The sequence below is a fragment of the Planosporangium spinosum genome, from assembly GCF_049999945.1.
GTDB classification, from domain to species: Bacteria; Actinomycetota; Actinomycetes; order Mycobacteriales; family Micromonosporaceae; genus Planosporangium; species Planosporangium spinosum.
In genome coordinates this window covers 148,419-165,031 of sequence record NZ_JBLYUB010000005.1, presented here as the reverse complement: position 1 = coordinate 165,031, position 16,613 = coordinate 148,419, and the positions used below count along the sequence as shown (strand labels likewise).

The following is a 16,613-nucleotide window of genomic DNA, read 5'->3' as shown; positions in this document are numbered from 1 at the left end:
CGCTCGCCGGAGCCGATCTGACGGGGAAGGCATAGTGTGGAGGCAACGGTGGCGAAACTGGCCGATCTCAGTGTCGCAAAGCGACTGTCCCTTCTCGTCGGCGTCGGCGTGCTCACGGCGGGCGGGGTGGCCGGCGTCGGCGTGCACGAGCAGGGCCAGCTGGCCACCCAGGCCGAGCGGGTGCGGACCCTGGAGGCGGCCAACGCCGCGCTCAACCACCTCGACACCCGCGAGAGTGAACTCAAGTCTGACGCGTACCGTTCCCTCACTGAGCCCGACCCGAGCAAGGTCGCCGGCGACGCCAAGGACGACACCGGCTCCGTGGTGGAGGCCGTCGCCGCCATGGACGCCCTTGCGCTACCGGCCGACGTACGCGCCCAGGTCAACGGCGTGAAGACGGATGTCACAGCGTTCAGCGAGTTCATCGTCTCCTTCATCGCCGACGTCCAGCGCGACCGCGCGGCCGCCGCGGCCCGCGAACTCGAGATCGCCGACCGCAACCACGTGGTGGACGACAAGCTCGGCGCGCTGCACGAGATGGTCGACGCCGCCGTGGCACAGGAGCAGAAGAACATGGATCAGGCCGTCAGCCGCACCCGCATGATCCTGGGGGCCGTGGCCCTGATCGGGCTGGCCCTGCTGGTAGCGCTGTCGGTGCCGCTCGCGCGGTCGGTGATCCGGCCGGTACGCCAGGTCGGCGAGGTACTCGAGGCGCTCGCCAAGGGCGATCTCACCCGCCGCGCGCCGGTGGACACCCGGGACGAGCTGGGCAAGATGGCGTCCGCCCTGGACCGGGCCACCGACGCGCTCCGGCGGTCGTTCCGGTCGATGGCGGGCAACGCCGACGTCCTCGCCGCCGCGTCCGTGGAACTGTCCGCGGTCAGCGCGCAGATCGCCACGTCGGCCGGTGAGACCAACGAGCAGACCGTGGCCGCTTCCGGTCAGGCCGACGCGATCGCCCGCAACGTGCAGACCGTCGCGGCCGGCGCGGAGGAGATGGGCCTGTCGATCCGCGAGATCTCGCGCAACACCGACGAGGCGGTCCGGGTGGCGTCCGTCGCGGTGGCCGAGGCCGCCCGCGCGACCAGCGCGATCGAGCAGCTCGGCGAGTCGTCGGCCGAGATCGGCAACGTGGTCAAGCTGATCACCTCGATCGCCGAGCAGACCAACCTGCTGGCGCTCAACGCCACCATCGAGGCCGCCCGCGCCGGCGACGCCGGCAAGGGCTTCGCCGTGGTCGCCAGCGAGGTCAAGGACCTCGCCCAGGAGACGGCCCGCGCGACCGAGGACATCGGCGCCCGGGTCAGCGCCATCCAGCAGGACACCGCGGGCGCGGTCGAGGCGATCGAGCGCATCAACGAGGTGATCACCAAGATCCACGAGTACCAGACCACGATCGCCAGTGCCGTCGAGGAACAGGCCGCGACCACCAGCGAGATGAGCCGCAGCATCGGCGAGGTCGGCGGCGCCGCCGGCGACATCAACGGCCGGATCACCGATGTGGCGACCGCCGGTGCCGCCTCCCTGGAAGCCGCCACCCAGGCCCGGGACAGCAGCGCCGAGGTCGCCCGCGGCGCGGAGGAGTTGCGGGCCCTCGTCAAGCAGTTCCGGATTGACTGATGACGCGATCCGCATCCCGCACGATCATCGGGAGTTCGTGGGGCCGTGGCCGCTCCAACTCCCGATGATCATGGGTGAAGGGTGGGTCGCGACGCCGGACCGGACAGCCCCGTTGCCGCGGCGGCGAAGAACCTGGCGGCACCCGTCCGGTACGCGGCCTGCGCCGGCGACGAGGACTTCGCGGCGGACGCGCAGACCCTCCATTCCGGCACGGCGGCCGGCGCGCTATTCCGGCACCGCGGCCGGCGCGGCCAGGAAACTGCTGGTCGTACCGAACTGCACCAGGCGCGGGGCGCAGGTGACGGACGCGGCCGGCGGGCCGGAGGCGACCGCCGTCCGGTCGGCCGTCCACGATTTCCTGGCGGCGAACGCGCCCGCGTGAACGCCGGTCCGCCCGGCGCGGTCGGCCTCGCGGTGTGGCGCGCAACACCCCCACCTCTCGGTAAATTTTGTTGCCGATTTTGAACCAGGCTCCGCCTGTCGCCCGTACCCCCTGACGTCCAGCCGTAGGTCCGGGCCGCGTCAGTGAAGGAGCACGAGTGTCTCGAATCAGCGCAGTCAGCCCAGCCAAGCAGCTCATGGCGGTGATCGGCGCCGCAGTGGTTCTCGGGGGCGGCATCTTCATGCTCAGTACCCGCGCCGGGCACGCCGGGGAGTCGTGCGCCGGCCTGGACACGGCGCTGCAGAACAACCTGGACTTCATCGCCGACCAGCAGGCGAACCCGGACGCCCAGTCGGCGGCCCGGATCGCCAACCGGCAGGCCGTGGTCGACCTGATCCAGCAGCGCCGCCAGGCGGCCGGCTGCACCGCCACCGTGGTGGCGAAGAAGCCGCAGGCTGGCAACGCGGCCAACGCCGGTAACGCCGGCAACAACGGCAACGCGGCCAACGCCGGTAACGCGGCCAACGCCGGGAAGGGCAACAATGCCGGGAACGCGGCCGGCAACAACGCCGGGAACGGGATGAACGCCGGCAACGCCGCTAACGCCGGCAACGCGGGCGGTGCCAACGCCGGGAATGCCGCCAACGCGGGCGGTGCGACGGGTGACGTGGTGTGCCGCGGCTCGACCGTCACCCTCTCCGGCGAGGGCGGCGCCCCGGCCGCGTCCAGCAACCAGTTCCCGCTCGGTACCAAGCTGAAGGTCACCAACCTCGACAACAACAAGTCCACGACCGTCTCGGTGACCTCGGTGTCGGGCAGCTGCGTCCTGCTCAACAACGCGGCGTTCGAGCAGGTCCGCGAGCCGGGCAAGTTCCTGATCCGCCGCGCGGTCATCGAACGCGTCGGCTGAGTACCACCGCCGTAGCGGTCCGGGTCCGGTGGACCCGGGCCGCTACCGTCGCCGGTGGAGTCCCGTGCGGGGACGACCCACGGAAGGCGGTACGTCCACAATGGCCCAGTACACCACCGCGGTCCGCGCCGTCGACGTCGCGGGGGTGGAGCTGGCCTACCGGGACACCGGCGCTCCGGACGGCCCGCCCGTCGTCCTGCTGCACGGCGGCTCCAGCAACTCCGGCACCTGGGACCGGCTCACGGCCGTACTCACGGCGGGCGGCCACCGGGTCGTCGCCCCCGACCTGAGGGGCCACGGCGGCAGTACCCGGACGCCCGCCTACCCGCTCTCCGGTTTCCGCGACGACATCGTCGGGCTGCTCGACGCGTTGGCGCTGGACCGGGTCGCGCTGGTCGGCCACTCCCTGGGTGGTCACGCCGCGTCGCTGGTCGCACAGCAGCAGCCCGGTCGGGTGACGCGCCTGGTACTCGAAGATCCGCCGCCGCCACCGCGCGAGCCGACGCCGGACGGCGGCCTGTCCAGGGCCCGGATGCTCCTGCTCGGGCTGGGCAGCCTCAGCCGTCGCCGCCGCTACGACCCGGCCGCGGTCACATCGGCCGTCGCGCAGTTGCGCCGGCCCGATCCGGACTGGTGGGACCGGCTGTCGGTGATCACGGCACCGACCCTGATGATCTCGGGCGGACCCTCCAGCCACATATCGCCGCAGCGCCTCGCCGAGGTCGCGCGGGCGATCCCCGACTGCCGCCTGGTCACCATCCCGGTCGGCCACCGGGTGCACAGCCGCAGCCCGGAGCGGTTCCGCGCGACCGTCGTTCCGTTCCTCACCGGGAACCGGTAGTCACCCGACCTCACCGGGCCGGTAGCTACGACGCCGACCCGCGTACGCACGCGGCGGCCCGGTCGAGGAGCAGTTCGCGTTCGCGGTTGTTGCGGGTCAGCGACGCCGCCCGCTCGAACTCGGCGCGTGCCTCCTCGAAGCGGTCGAGTTTGGCGAGCAGGTCACCGCGCACGCTCGGCAACAGGTGGTAGTTCTTCAGCGCCGGCACGTCGGTCAGCGCGTCGATCACCTCCAGGCCGGCCGCCGGCCCGAACGCCATCCCCACCGCGACCGCGCGGTTGAGCTCCACCACCGGCGACGCCGACAGCCTGGCGAGGCCGGCGTAGAGCGCGGCGATACGGATCCAGTCGGTGTCCTCCGGAGCGAGTGCCCGCGCGTGGCAGGCGGCGATCGCGGCCTGGAGGGTGTACGGCCCGGGCCCGGCGCCGAGCTGCTCGGCGCGTTCGAGCGCGGCGAGACCGCGCCGGATGAGCAGCCGGTCCCAGCGCATCCGGTCCTGGTCGAGCAGCAGGATCGGTTCCCCCGACGGGCCGACCCGCGCCTTGAACCGCGACGCCTGCAGTTCCATCAGCGCGACCAGTCCGTGCACCTCCGCTTCCTTCGGCGCCAGCGCGGCCAGGATCCGGCCGAGGCGCAGCGCCTCCTCGCACAGCGCCGGCCGGAGCCAGTCGTCCCCGGCGGTCGCCGAGTAGCCCTCGTTGAAGACGAGGTAGATGACTTCGAGCACCGACGACAGCCGGGCGGCGCGGTCGGCGCCGGTGGGGACCTCGAAGGGTACGCGCCGGTCGGCCAGGGCGCGCTTGGCCCGCACGATCCGCTGGGCCACGGTCGGCTCGGGTACCAGGAACGCCCGGGCGATCTCATCGGTGGTCAGCCCGCCGAGCAGGCGGAGAGTGAGCGCGACGCGCGCCTCGGCGGACAGGATCGGGTGGCAGGCCGTGAAGATCAGGCGGAGCATGTCGTCGTCGATGTCGTCGTCGATCGCGGCGTCGAGGTCCGGTTGGCCGTACTCCTGCTCGATCTCCAGGGCCCGGCCGAGCTCCTCCTGCTTGCGCTCCAGGGTCGCCTTCCGCCGCAGCGCGTCGATCGCCCGGCGCTTCCCGATGGCCATGAGCCAGGCTCCCGGGTTGTCCGGTACGCCCGACTCGGGCCACTGCTCCAGGGCGGCGACGAGCGCGTCCTGAGCGAAGTCCTCGGCCAGGCCGATATCGCGCACCATGCGCGCGATGCCGGCGATGACCCGGGCCGACTCGATCCGCCAGATCGCGTCGATCGTGCGATGCGTGTCAGAACCTGTCACGAGGTCGACTAAAGCATCCGTCCGCGCGCCGTGCACGCCCCCGGCGCGCGCGGAATCCCTACGCGCCGGGAGTCAGAGGCTCTTAACGTCCTCGATGAACGCCCGCCACGCGTCGGGCTCGAACGCCAGCACCGGGCCGTCGGGATCCTTGCTGTCCCGTACGTACACGACACCGGCCAGGTCGTCGGCCACCTCGACACATGCCCCGTCATTGCTGCTACGGCGGCTCTTACGCCACCGGGCGCCGTTCAGGTCAGTCATCCCCGATCTCCTTAATGATCGTTCCTATCAAGTCTTCGGACTCCCGCTGACCCAACGCCAAGGAGTCGAGTGCTTGCCAGGCCCTTTCGTACGCCGCCACTTCACCCGGTTTGTCGAGGTACAGGGAGCCCGTAATGCCATCGCTGTAGATGGTCGTCGGTTCGGGATCACGATTTCCCACGCCAGGGAACTCCAGAATGACGAACTCCGCCGCGGCCGACGCAGGGTGCGGCCCGGCCTCCAGGGGCAGCACCCTGACACCGATCCCCGGCTTCTGGGCGATGTTGACCAGATGCGCAAGTTGCCGCTGCATTCCCTCGCGATCGGCGATGGTCCGGCGAAGGACAGCCTCATCGAGGACGACCTCCAACTCGGGCGCCTTCGGCCGGCGTCGACCGAGGAGTCTCTGGCGCTCCAAGCGGACCGCGACCTTCTGAGCGACCTCGTCCTCGGTGGTGCCGGGCAGGGTACGGAAGACTGCTTCCGCATACTCGCGCGTCTGTAGCAGACCGGGAATCAGCGCGGCCTGGTACTGCCGGAGCCGGCTCGCGGCAGCTTCCAACCCGAAGTAAAGCTCGAGATGCGGGCGCACCACCTCGCTGTACGGATGCCACCAGCCCTTCGCCTTGGACTCCTTGGCGAGGCCGACCAGCACCTCGGCCATCTCCTTCGACACGCCGTACAGGGCGCACATCGCGACGACGTCGTGGCTGCGCACGGACGTGTGGCCGCTCTCGATGCGATACATGCGCGCCCGCGACCACTCCAACTCCCGCGCGGCGGCTTCCAGGGCGACCCCCGCCTCCTCCCGCGCCTTCTTCAGGTACCGGCCGAGCTGACGGCGGGGAACGGATGACCCACCATCGATCACTGCGCACCTCCCTGTCTCACTATGACCACACCGAACGGTCCATTCGAGACGGAGTAAATGCGCCACCCGATACGGTGTAAATATTCTTGCGCAAATCTCAGCGCGATTCGTTGCCCGGATCGGCAATGGGGCGTGACGCTGCCCGCGACGGTTGTCCGACGAGCGGCAGGGGAAAGAGATGACGCGGAAAGAGCAGCCCGTTTCGTACGCCCCGCAGCACCGCCCGGTCTGGCGGCGCTTCCGGCGCTGGTGCACCTGTGGCCTGCGCTGGCCCTGCCCGGACCGGTTCACCGGCCGCGACGCCGCCGGTAAGAACGACACGGGCCGGAACGACACTGGCCGGAACGACCCGCACGGGAACGCGCCGACGGTGGCGTACCAGCGGGTCGGCCGGCCCGACTGGCTGACGCTCACGCAGCGGTGGCGCACCAACGAAGGCCGGTGGTGAGCGCCGACCGGGCCGTGACGGCGGCCCTGCGGACCAGCGCGGTACACGTACCCGACCGGCTCGGCTTCTGCCTCGGATGCCGGGAACTGTGGGGACATCTGACCCCGTACCCGTGCTCGGTGACCATCTGGGCCGCATACCTGCTCGCCGGACGGCGCCCATGGTGACCCGCGATCAGTGCCGGACCGCGACCCGGTCACCCGCCTTGGGTTTCGACGGATATCGCACCCGCCGACCATAGCGACCGCTCCACCCGCCGACACCCGAATAAGACGATCTCGCGGGGCGCGGCTAGGTCGCATCCGCGCGGGTAGCCCACCGACGGCGTGGGCCGCTGGCCGACCCGATAGCATCTGCATGAGCTCTGGACAGCGCTGTCCCCGCGTAGCCGTAGCGAAGGAGCCAGCGTGAGCACCGAGCCTGACCAGGAATTGTTCGACCGGGACCGGACCGCCCCCAGCCAGGACGCCGACACCCCGCAGACCGACGAGGCCGACGCCGCCCTGCGCGCGGACATCCGCCGGCTGGGCACCCTGCTCGGCCAGAGTCTCGTCCGTCAGGACGGCCAGGACCTGCTGGACCTGGTCGAGGAGGTACGGGCGCTGGTGCGCTCCGACCCGGAGGCCGCGGCGGAGCGGCTGGCCGGCCTCGATCTGACCACCGGCACCCAACTGGCCCGGGCCTTCTCCACCTACTTCCACCTCGCCAACGTCACCGAACAGGTGCACCGGGCGCGCGAGCTGCGCCGCATCCGGGTACGCGAGGGTGGCTGGCTGGACCGGGCCGCCAAGCTGATCGCCGACCGGGGCGTCGGCGCCCGCGAGATCGGCACGATCGCCGGGCGGCTGGCCGTACGGCCGGTGTTCACCGCGCACCCGACCGAGGCGGCGCGCCGGTCGATCCTGACCAAGCTGCGCGCGGTCGCCGACGAGCTGGACGTCGAGGCCACCGCCACGGCGATCGACGGGTGGCGCGACCCGGCGCGGGCCAGCCGGACCGACCGCCGGCTCGCGGAGCTGCTCGACATGCTGTGGCAGACCGACGAGCTGCGGCTGGAACGGCCGGAGCCGACCGATGAGGCCCGCAACGCGATCTACTACCTGGCCGACCTGGCCCGCGACGCCGCACCCGCGGTCCTCGACGAGCTGTCGGAGATCCTCCGCGACCTGGGCGTGAAGCTGCCGCCCGCGGCCCGCCCGCTGACCTTCGGGTCGTGGATCGGCGGCGACCGGGACGGCAACCCGTTCGTCACCCCGGCGGTCACCCGCGAGGTGCTGCTCATCCAGCACGAGTACGGCATCCGCACCGCCGAGCGCATCGTCGATGAGCTGATCGACTCGCTGTCGGTCTCCAAGCGGCTGCGCGGCACCTCCCTGGACCTCTCGGCGAGCCTCGCCGCCGACGTCGACGCGCTGCCCGAGCTGCCCGCCCGGTACCGGCGGGTCAACGCCGAGGAGCCCTACCGGCTGAAGCTGCGCTACATCCGGCTCAAGCTGGCCAACACCCGCAACCGGCTGGTCGCCGGCACGCCGCACCAGCCCGGCCGCGACTATCTGGGTACCGATGAACTGATCACCGATCTGGAACTGGTCCGGGCGTCGCTGGCCCGCAACGGCGGCCAGCTCGCGGCGGCCGGCCGGCTCGCCTCGGCGATCCAGGTGATCTCGGCGTTCGGGCTCCAGCTCGCCACGCTCGACATCCGCGAGCACGCCGACGCCCACCACGCGGTGCTCACCGAGCTGTACGCCCGGGTCGGCGAGGTGGAGTACGCCTCGCTGGACCGGGGCGACCGGACCGCGCTGCTGGTCAACGAGATGTCCTCGCGCCGGCCGCTGTCCGGGGTCGACACTCCCCTGTCGGACCCCGCCCGCAAGACGTTCGGCGTGTTCGGTGCGATCCGGGAGGCCCAGGACCGCTTCGGGCCGAGCGTCGTCGAGTCGTACATCGTCTCCATGACCCGCGGCATCGACGACCTGCTCGCGGCGGTCGTCCTGGCCCGCGAGGTCGGCCTGGTCGACCTCGGCGCCGACCCGGTCAGGGCGCGGATCGGGTTCGTGCCGCTGCTGGAGACGCCGGTGGAGCTCGACGCCGCCGGCCCGCTGCTGGACGCGCTGCTGTCGCTGCCGACGTACCGGTCGGTGGTCCGGGCCCGCGGTGACGTGCAGGAGGTGATGCTGGGCTACTCCGACTCCAACAAGGAGGCCGGCATCACCACCTCGCAGTGGTCGATCCACCGGGCCCAGCGGGCGCTGCGCGACGTCGCCGCCAAGCACGGGGTACGGCTGCGGCTGTTCCACGGCCGGGGCGGCACCGTCGGCCGGGGCGGCGGGCCGACCCACGAGGCGATCCTGGCCCAGCCGTACGGCACGCTCGACGGCGCGATCAAGGTGACCGAGCAGGGCGAGGTCATCTCCGACAAGTACACGTTGCCGGCGCTGGCCCGCGAGAACCTGGAGCTGACCCTGGCGGCGGTGTTGCAGAGCGCGCTGCTGCACACCGAACCCCGCCAGCCCGCCGAGGCCCTCGCGAAGTGGGACTCGACGATGAACACCGTCTCCGACGCGGCGTACCGCGCCTACCGGGGCCTGGTCGAGCAGCCCGACCTGCCGGCGTACTTCTGGGCCTCCACCCCGACCGAGCTGCTCGGCGCGCTCAACATCGGCTCGCGGCCGTCGAAGCGCCCGAACACCGGCGCCGGCCTGGAGGGCCTGCGGGCGATCCCGTGGGTGTTCGGCTGGACCCAGTCCCGGCAGATCGTGCCCGGCTGGTACGGCGTGGGCACCGGCCTGGCCGCCGCGCGGGCGGCGGGCCTGTCCGACGTCCTGGCCGAGATGCACGAGCAGTGGCACTTCTTCCGGACGTTCCTGTCCAACGTGGAGATGATGCTCGCCAAGACCGACCTCGACATCGCGGCCCGGTACGTGGACTCACTGGTACCCGAGCCGCTGCGGCCGATCTTCGAAATGATCCGCGCCGAGTACGACCGGACCGTCTCCGAGGTGCTCGCCATCACCGGCGAGTCGGAACTGCTGGAGAAGCAGCCCGTCCTGGCCCGCACGCTGGGGGTACGCGACACGTACCTGCAACCGCTGCACCACCTGCAGGCGTCGCTGCTGGCCCGGCACCGCGAGGCCGCCGTGCAGCGCCAGCCGGCCGACCCGGCGCTCCAGCGGGCACTGCTGACCACGATCAACGGCATCGCGGCCGGCCTGCGCAACACGGGCTGACCCCACGTCGCCCAGATCGGTGGACACGTGGACCGGCGTTGGGCGGCCCACGTGTCCACCGATCGCGGAAGCTACGGGGCGCAGGACAGCGTCCAGTCCACCGTCGTGGTGGTGCCGGCGGCGATCTTCACCTGCCGGTACTTCGGCTGCCAGCCGTCCCTCGCCACGATCACGTCGAGCGGGTTGTTGCGCTTGTCGAGCCACAGCGCGTACCGGCCGTCCGCGTCGGTGCGCAGGGTGTAGTGGGCGGCCCAGGTGTCGATCTGGACCGTGGCACCGGCCAGGGGGACCGTGCCGCCGTCGCAGGCGGCACCGACGACCGTACCGGTGATCTTGCCCCAGGTCTTCGGGGGCGTGACGGTCATCGTCACGTCGACCGGGGCCACCGGGTACGGCGTGTCGGTGACGAACGCCAGTCGGGCGGCGTACGTCCCCGGCTGGCTGACCGAACCGTCGAGCGTGACCGTGACGGTCGTGCTCTTGCCCGGGGCGAGCGTGAACGACGCCGGGCTCTCCGACAGCCAGCTGACGTCGGTGGCCGCCGCGCACTGGTCGAGGCCGGGCAGCACCTCCGCCCGGGCCACCGGGTTGAAGTTGCCGACCGAGCCGCCGACCTTGTAGAAGCCGCAGGCGGCGCCGCCCCGGTACACGGTGTTGTTGGAGTTCGCGATCGCCGTCCAGGAGTCGGTCGCCGGGTCGTATGCGACGCCCCGGTTGGTCACGGTGGAGGCGCCGTTGGTCACTCCCCCGGAGATGAGCAGCACCCCGTTGGCCGTCGCGTAGCTGCCCGCCCACAGATCCAGCGGCAGGTCGGCGATCGGCGACCAGGCGTTGGTCGCCGGGTTGTAGGAGTACCCCTTCGTGGTGTCGGCCGTGTCGTCGGTGCCGCCGGCGCAGTAGACCTGGCCGGCGAGGCCGCCGCAGGCGCTCCACGCGATCGGCATCGGGTAGTCCGCCACCCGGGCCCAGGTGTTGCTGGCCGGGGTGTAGGCGTACACCTGCCGCGTGCCGCAGACCGACCCGTCGCAGCCGCCGACGACGTACAGCTTGCCGTCGAGCACGGCCGCCGCGGCGGCCGCGAACGCGGTCGGCACGGGCGCCCCGGCCGACCAGGTGTTCGACGCCGGGTCGTAGATCTCCAGGCTCGGCTCGGGGTCACCGTCGACGGCCCAGCCGCCGACGACGTAGAACCTGCCGCCGATGAAGGCGCCCGCCGGCTTCTCCCGCGCCGTCCGCAGGCCGGCGATGCGGGTCCAGGCCCCGGCCGCCGGGTCGAACACCACACTGGTACCGACGATCGAGTCGGTGGTGGCGCCGCCGAACGAGTACAGCTTGCCGTCGGACACGCCGACCGCGTTGTCCATGATCGGGATGGGCAGGTCGGCGATGTCGGTCCACGGCGCCGCGGACGGCGAGGCCGCCGGCCGGACCGCGGCGGCTCCGGCAGCGGCGGCTCCCGCCTCGGCCGCCACGGTGGACCCGGCGGCCGACCCGGCGCCGGACACCAGGCGGCGCGGGCTGAACCGGCCGGCGACGGTCTGTTCCGGCGCGCCGCCGCCCTGCCTGGTGAGCATCGCGAAGCCGCCGTCCCGCTCGGTCAGGCGTACCTGGGCGGGGCGGGTGCCGTCGTTGCGTACCGTCACCTTCGCCGTCGTCTGCTCGCCGAGCTTCACGCTCTTCGCGACCGCGCCGGGCGTGACGGTGAGGTGGCCGGCCTCCAGCGCGAAGTCCGCCCGGGTGGCCCAGTCGGCGGCGATGGTCACCGTCTTGGTCTGGTCGGTGTACCCGGTGCGCGACGCGGTGACCGGGTGACCGCCGGTGACGTGCGAGAACATCCAGTAGAAGCCGTCGCCGAGGCTCGCGTCGCCGGGCGCGGCGGCCGAACGGGCCGTGTCGGCCGGGTGGTCGCCGCTGGTCACGGTCGCGCCGTTGACGCCCTTTGCGGTGTTGTGGTCGGTGACCCGGCCGACCAGCAGGCCGCCGGGTACCGGCTCGCACGCGCGCGTACCGACCAGCGCGTCGTCGACCTCCCACCAGTACGCGAAGGTGCCGGTGTAGTGGAACCGGACCTGCACGCCGGCCTTGCCCGCGGCCTGCGGGATCGGCAGCTCGACCAGCCGCGGCCCGCGCGCGCTGTCGGTCTGGTGCAGGACGTTCCGCCAGGTCTCGCCGGCGTCCAGGCTCAGATCGACGTCGGCCACCGAGGAGTTCCAGGCCCGGTAGTCGCTGTTGAAGCTGATCACCGGCGCGGACTGTCCGGTCAGGTCGACCACCGGCGACCGCAGCTCGGTGTCCTGGTGCCGGCCGACGCCGAGCTTGTCGCTGTCGATCATCGCGAAGCCGCCGGTACCGCCGGTCAGGTTGCCCCGGTCGCCGAGGTCGGTGAAGCGCCACCCGCCGTCGGCGGTGTGGTCGACGACCGTCCAACCCGGCGGGGTGGTATCGGCGTCGAAGGATTCGAACGCGCCGTAGTGGCGGACCGCGTACCCGGGTGCGGCGCAGGCGGCCGCGTCGACCGGCACGCTGACGTCCCGGGTGACGGCGCCGGTGCCGACCGGCACGGTCAGGTCGACCGTCCGGTAGCCCGGATAGTTGGCCGCGACGTGCAGCGTGTACGTGTCGCCGGTCGGCAGGTCGAGGCTGAACCGGCCGGTCGTCGGGTCGGTGAAGACCGGCCCGCCGGGCACGCCGGCGACGGTCACCGTCGCGTACAGCGGCCAGCCGTGGCCGGAGCCGTCCCGGATCGTGCCGCTCACGCTGGTGCGCGGCACCGCCGCGAGGGTGAAGTCGGAGATCGTGGTCGTCCCCTCGGTCACGGTCACGCCGCTGTTGGTCCGGCGGCCGTACCCGTACGCCGACGCGGTCACGTCGTAACGGCCCACCGGCAGGCCCAGCTCGTAGCGGCCGTCGGCGCCCGTGGTGTCCGCCGCGGTGCCCGCCTCCACCCGCACGCCGGCGAGCGGGTGCCCGTCGCCCGCGTCGGTGACCCGGCCGGTGACCGTCCCGTACGGGGTCGCCGGGGCGAACGCCCGTACCCCGTTCGGGGTGCCCAGGCCGGTCGGCCCGTCGTACCCGGGCACCGCCGCGCACAGGTACGACCCGCCACAGCTGCCGTTGGCGCCGCTGGTCACGTCGTTGAGCGCGGACGGCGAGGCGTACGGGAAGGCGTTTGGCCGGGTACCCATCGGCGGGGTACCGGCGAGGGCGTACACGCTGGCGATGATCGGCGCGGAGGCGCTGGTGCCGCCGTACACCACCCAACCGGGTGACCGGTAGGTGTTGTAGACCGCCACGCCGGTGGCCGGGTCGGCGACCGCGGCCACGTCGGCGGACGAGCGCCGCGCGCAGTCGGGGTCGGCCTGGAACACCGGCTTCGCCTCGTACGCCGAGCAGCCGCTGCCGGCACCGCTCCACACCGTCTCGGTCCAGCCCCGGCCGCCGTCGGTGCGCGCCAGCGACGTGCCGCCGACCGAGGTCACGTACGCCGACGACGCCGGGTACAACGCGCCGTAGCCGTCGTCGCCGGAGGCCGCCGTGATGACGACGCCGGGGTGGTTGAAGTAGGTCTCGTCGTCGGCGGTCTGGGTGGCGTACTCCGCGCCGCCCCAGCTGTTGGAGACGAACGCCGCGCCCAGCTCGACGGCCTTGTTGACGGCGGCGTACAGGTCGTCATCGGCGTTGGAGTCGGCCTCGACGAGCAGGATGTCGCAGCTCGGGCAGATCGCCGACACCATCTGGACGTCGAGGGAGATCTCACCGGCCCAGCCGGCCTCGGGCGCCGGCAGCGGGGCGACCTGTCCGTTCTGGTTGACCTTGCGGAAGCAGCCGTTGGCCGTGGTGCAGGCCGGCAGGCCGTACTGGGCACGGTAAACGGCCAGGTCGGCCTCGACGTTGGGGTTGTCGAACGCGTCGACGATCGCGACGGTCCGCCCGGCACCGGCCGGCGCCGACGGCAGCGCGTACGCCGACCGGAGATCGGCCGGCCCGTACCCGCCGGGGGTCACCTGCGGCCTGATCCCGGTGCCACCCTGGACGTCCAGGCGGGCCAGGGCCAGGCACCGGATCTCGGTCGCGGTCTTCGGCGCACCGCAGAGCGGCCGCACCGGTCCGACCTGTTTGCCCGGTGAGCCGGTGCCGGCCTGCTGCTGAATACCGGTCCGGTGCCCAATGCCGGCCGGCTGCTGAATACCCGCCGGTTGCCGAAGGTCGGCCTGTCGCTGAATGCCGGTCTGTGCCTGCGCGCCGGCCGGAACCGGGGCCGCCTGCGCCGGTACGGCTACCGCGATTCCGGTGAAACCGACCGCCGCCACGACCGCGACGACGGCGGCGATTCTTCCCGTCCGGTTGGCTCGTCGACCCACGCGACCCTCCCCCGAATACGCGCTCGACGAGGAGCCGCTCTCCCGTCGCGGCGCGGACCAGCGTGGAACGGGCCGCCCGGCATGCGGCGGTCCGGCTCCTGAGCGCACAGTAGGAGCGACCGGCGACCCGGACAAGATTTATCGGTGTCACTTCATGGTCGATACGGTAGTCAATGGCCGGAGCGGGCTGGAAATGCCTTATCGCGCAACCCACGGCCGGGTTGCGCACCCCGCCTCGGGGAGTTGCGCACCCCGCCTCGGGGATCGGCCGGACGGAAACGCGCAGCGCGGCCGAAGAAATCGCGCATCGCAGTCAGAAAATATCAAGGCGCGAGACGTCCGACTCGTGGAATATCCGACCGTCACGGCTGTTTTCCGAGTGAGACATCCGAATTTTCGCGCGGCAGCGGGAAAGCTCCGGATTGAGCTGGCTGGCCGGGTACCCCGTCCGCCCGGACCGGCCGCCACGCCGGGGGCCCTCGACCACGGGCCGTGAGGCTGACAGACTGGGTGCCGGATCCGCGGGAACGCAGGGCGTGAGCAGGGCGTGAGAGGTGACATGAACAACGGGTGGGTGCTGCCCGACGGCGTGCTGCGGGACGCACCGGCGTACACGCCGCGCATGCACGAGCTGGCCGACCTCGAGCTGCTGCTCACCGAGGTCTACACCCCACTGACCGGCTTCCTCGGCCGCGCCGATCTGATCAGCGTGGCCCGCACGGGCCGACTCCTCGACGGCACGGTCTGGCCGGTGCCGATCACCCTGGACGTCCCCAGCGAGCTGGTCCGCGAGATCGACGTGACCAATCCGCTGCGGCGGGTGCTGATGCTCACCGACACGGAGGGCGCACCGGTCGCCGCCGTCGACGTCACGGAGATGTGGCCGACCCGCGACGGGATGCACGGCGTGGCCGGGCGGGTCCGCCGGATCGGCGACAGCACCCACGGCCCCTTCCGCCGGCTGCGCCGGACCCCGGCCGACGTCCAGGAACTGCTGCCGCCCGGCCGGGTTCTCGGCGTGATCGCAGACCGGCCGCTGCACCGGCCGCAGCTCGCCCAGGTCGCGCACGCCGCGCGTACCCTCGCCGGTCACCTCCTGGTGCTGGTACCGGTCGCGTCGTCCGGGCCCGACGGCCTGGCACCGGAGCCGCTGATGCGCTGCATCCTCGCCGCGCGGGACCGGATGCCCCCGGCCACGATCGTCGCCGTGCCCCTCGTCCCGCACGGCGACGAGGTCCGTGACGCGCTGCTGCGGGCCCGCGTGGCCGCCGCGTACGGCGTGACCCACCTGCTCGCCACCGGTACCTCGATGATGTCCGGCGGCCTGCGGGTCCTCGTGCCGCGCGAACTGGCCTACGACGGGCGGGACGGCCAGTGGCGCTCGCGCGACGACATCCCGCCACGGCACCAGCGCGCACCGCTGACCGTCACCGAGATCGACGACCTGCTCGACCGGGGCGTCGCGCTACCGGAGTGGCACACCCCACCGGCGGTGGCCAAGGAACTGGCCCGGACCCGGCCCGCCCGCCGGCACCGCGGGCTCGTGGTGTTCTTCACCGGTCTGTCCGGCTCCGGCAAGTCGACCATCGCCCGTGGCGTGGCCGACGTGCTGAAGGAGACCGGCGAGCGTACGGTCACGCTCCTCGACGGCGACGTGGTCCGCCGGCACCTGTCCAAGGGCCTGGGCTTCTCCGCCGCCGACCGCGACACCAACGTCCGGCGGATCGGCTGGGTGGCGGCCGAGACCGCCCGACACGGTGGAGTGGCCCTGTGCTGCCCTATCGCGCCGTACGCGGTGTCCCGGGCGGCGGCCCGCCGGTTCGCGCTGGAGGCCGGCGCGGATTTCGTACTGGTCCACGTCGCCACCCCGCTGGAGGAGTGTGAGCGCCGCGACCGCAAGGGCCTGTACGCCAAGGCCCGGGCCGGCGAGATCACCGGGATGACCGGCATCGACGACCCGTACGAGCCGCCCACGGACGCCGATCTCGTGATCGACACGACCGGAATGAAGATCGGCGAAGCGGTCACGGTCGTGCTGCGCCATCTCGGTGCGAGCGGCTGGATCGACCCCCGTCAGCCGGCCTGAGGTTCGCGGCCGCGCCACCTGAACCTCCGGCGCTTCCAGCGGCCGACCCGCACACCCCGACCCCAGGCGGCCGACCCGCACATCCCGAGCGGCCGAACGATCCGGATCCCTGGCCGGCCGAACGATCCGGATCCCTGGCCGGCCGGACGATCGGACCTCCCTGAGTGGTCGCCCGAGAAGGCTGACTTATCCACCTTGGGGCGAATTGTGGCCTAAGTGAAGATAAGGCGGAGTTACGTACGGCGGTCACGCACGTTAGCCCTACCGGGGCGTGCGTCCCCGGACACCGTAGGTAACTCGCGCCGA

Annotated in this window: 11 protein-coding genes; 7 read left to right on the top strand and 4 right to left on the bottom strand. The window is 72.2% G+C overall.

The annotated features are described in order from the left end of the window. Positions 1 to 48: 48 nt before the first annotated feature. The 3 genes from ACNTMW_RS09245 to ACNTMW_RS09235 all read left to right on the top strand — a co-directional run bounded on the left by ACNTMW_RS09245 (position 49) and on the right by ACNTMW_RS09235 (position 3,753). Positions 49 to 1,620, top strand: coding sequence for a methyl-accepting chemotaxis protein (locus ACNTMW_RS09245; protein ID WP_426633007.1), 1,572 nt, complete (start codon positions 49 to 51; stop codon positions 1,618 to 1,620). 539 nt (positions 1,621 to 2,159) lie between these two features. Beyond that, the gene (locus tag ACNTMW_RS09240; protein ID WP_426633006.1) at positions 2,160 to 2,912 is read left to right on the top strand and encodes a hypothetical protein; all 753 of its coding nucleotides are present in this window, start codon (positions 2,160 to 2,162) and stop codon (positions 2,910 to 2,912) included. Between the two features lie 100 nt (positions 2,913 to 3,012). Beyond that, positions 3,013 to 3,753, top strand: coding sequence for an alpha/beta fold hydrolase (locus tag ACNTMW_RS09235; protein ID WP_426633005.1), 741 nt, complete (start codon positions 3,013 to 3,015; stop codon positions 3,751 to 3,753). A 25-nt stretch (positions 3,754 to 3,778) separates the two neighbouring features. On the opposite strand, the gene ACNTMW_RS09230 is transcribed toward ACNTMW_RS09235, so the two are convergent. From ACNTMW_RS09230 to ACNTMW_RS09220, 3 genes are all read right to left on the bottom strand, one after another. Then, on the bottom strand, positions 3,779 to 5,053 hold the full coding sequence (locus tag ACNTMW_RS09230; protein WP_426633004.1) for an RNA polymerase sigma factor: 1,275 nt from the start codon (positions 5,051 to 5,053) through the stop codon (positions 3,779 to 3,781). Between the two features lie 72 nt (positions 5,054 to 5,125). Further along, positions 5,126 to 5,314 carry a DUF397 domain-containing protein gene (locus ACNTMW_RS09225; protein ID WP_426633003.1) on the bottom strand — a complete coding sequence of 63 codons (189 nt, stop codon included), beginning with the start codon at positions 5,312 to 5,314 and terminating at the stop codon, positions 5,126 to 5,128. Further along, positions 5,307 to 6,185 (bottom strand): helix-turn-helix domain-containing protein, encoded by an 879-nt coding sequence (locus ACNTMW_RS09220; RefSeq protein WP_426633002.1) that lies wholly within the window; start codon positions 6,183 to 6,185, stop codon positions 5,307 to 5,309. The genes ACNTMW_RS09225 and ACNTMW_RS09220 overlap by 8 nt, the downstream gene beginning before the upstream one ends. A gap of 178 nt (positions 6,186 to 6,363) precedes the next feature. Here ACNTMW_RS09220 and ACNTMW_RS09215 point away from each other — a divergent pair, with 178 nt between their 5' ends. The 3 genes from ACNTMW_RS09215 (at position 6,364) to ppc (ending at position 9,860) form a co-directional block, all read left to right on the top strand. Then, on the top strand, positions 6,364 to 6,633 hold the full coding sequence (locus ACNTMW_RS09215; RefSeq protein WP_426633001.1) for a hypothetical protein: 270 nt from the start codon (positions 6,364 to 6,366) through the stop codon (positions 6,631 to 6,633). Further along, positions 6,630 to 6,800, top strand: a complete 171-nt coding sequence (locus tag ACNTMW_RS09210; RefSeq protein ID WP_426633000.1) for a hypothetical protein — start codon at positions 6,630 to 6,632, stop codon at positions 6,798 to 6,800. Before ACNTMW_RS09215 ends, ACNTMW_RS09210 begins: the two co-directional genes overlap by 4 nt. A 264-nt stretch (positions 6,801 to 7,064) precedes the next feature. Continuing rightward, positions 7,065 to 9,860, top strand: coding sequence for a phosphoenolpyruvate carboxylase (gene ppc / locus ACNTMW_RS09205; RefSeq protein WP_426633158.1), 2,796 nt, complete (start codon positions 7,065 to 7,067; stop codon positions 9,858 to 9,860). A 71-nt stretch (positions 9,861 to 9,931) separates the two neighbouring features. Here ppc and ACNTMW_RS09200 read toward each other — a convergent pair whose 3' ends face one another. Continuing rightward, positions 9,932 to 14,221: a carboxypeptidase regulatory-like domain-containing protein gene (locus tag ACNTMW_RS09200; protein ID WP_426632999.1), complete on the bottom strand. Its 4,290-nt coding sequence runs from the start codon at positions 14,219 to 14,221 to the stop codon at positions 9,932 to 9,934. Between the two features lie 559 nt (positions 14,222 to 14,780). Here ACNTMW_RS09200 and cysC point away from each other — a divergent pair. Beyond that, a complete protein-coding gene (cysC, locus tag ACNTMW_RS09195; protein ID WP_426632998.1) occupies positions 14,781 to 16,307 on the top strand; it encodes an adenylyl-sulfate kinase in 1,527 nt (508 codons plus the stop codon). Positions 16,308 to 16,613 lie beyond the last annotated feature (306 nt).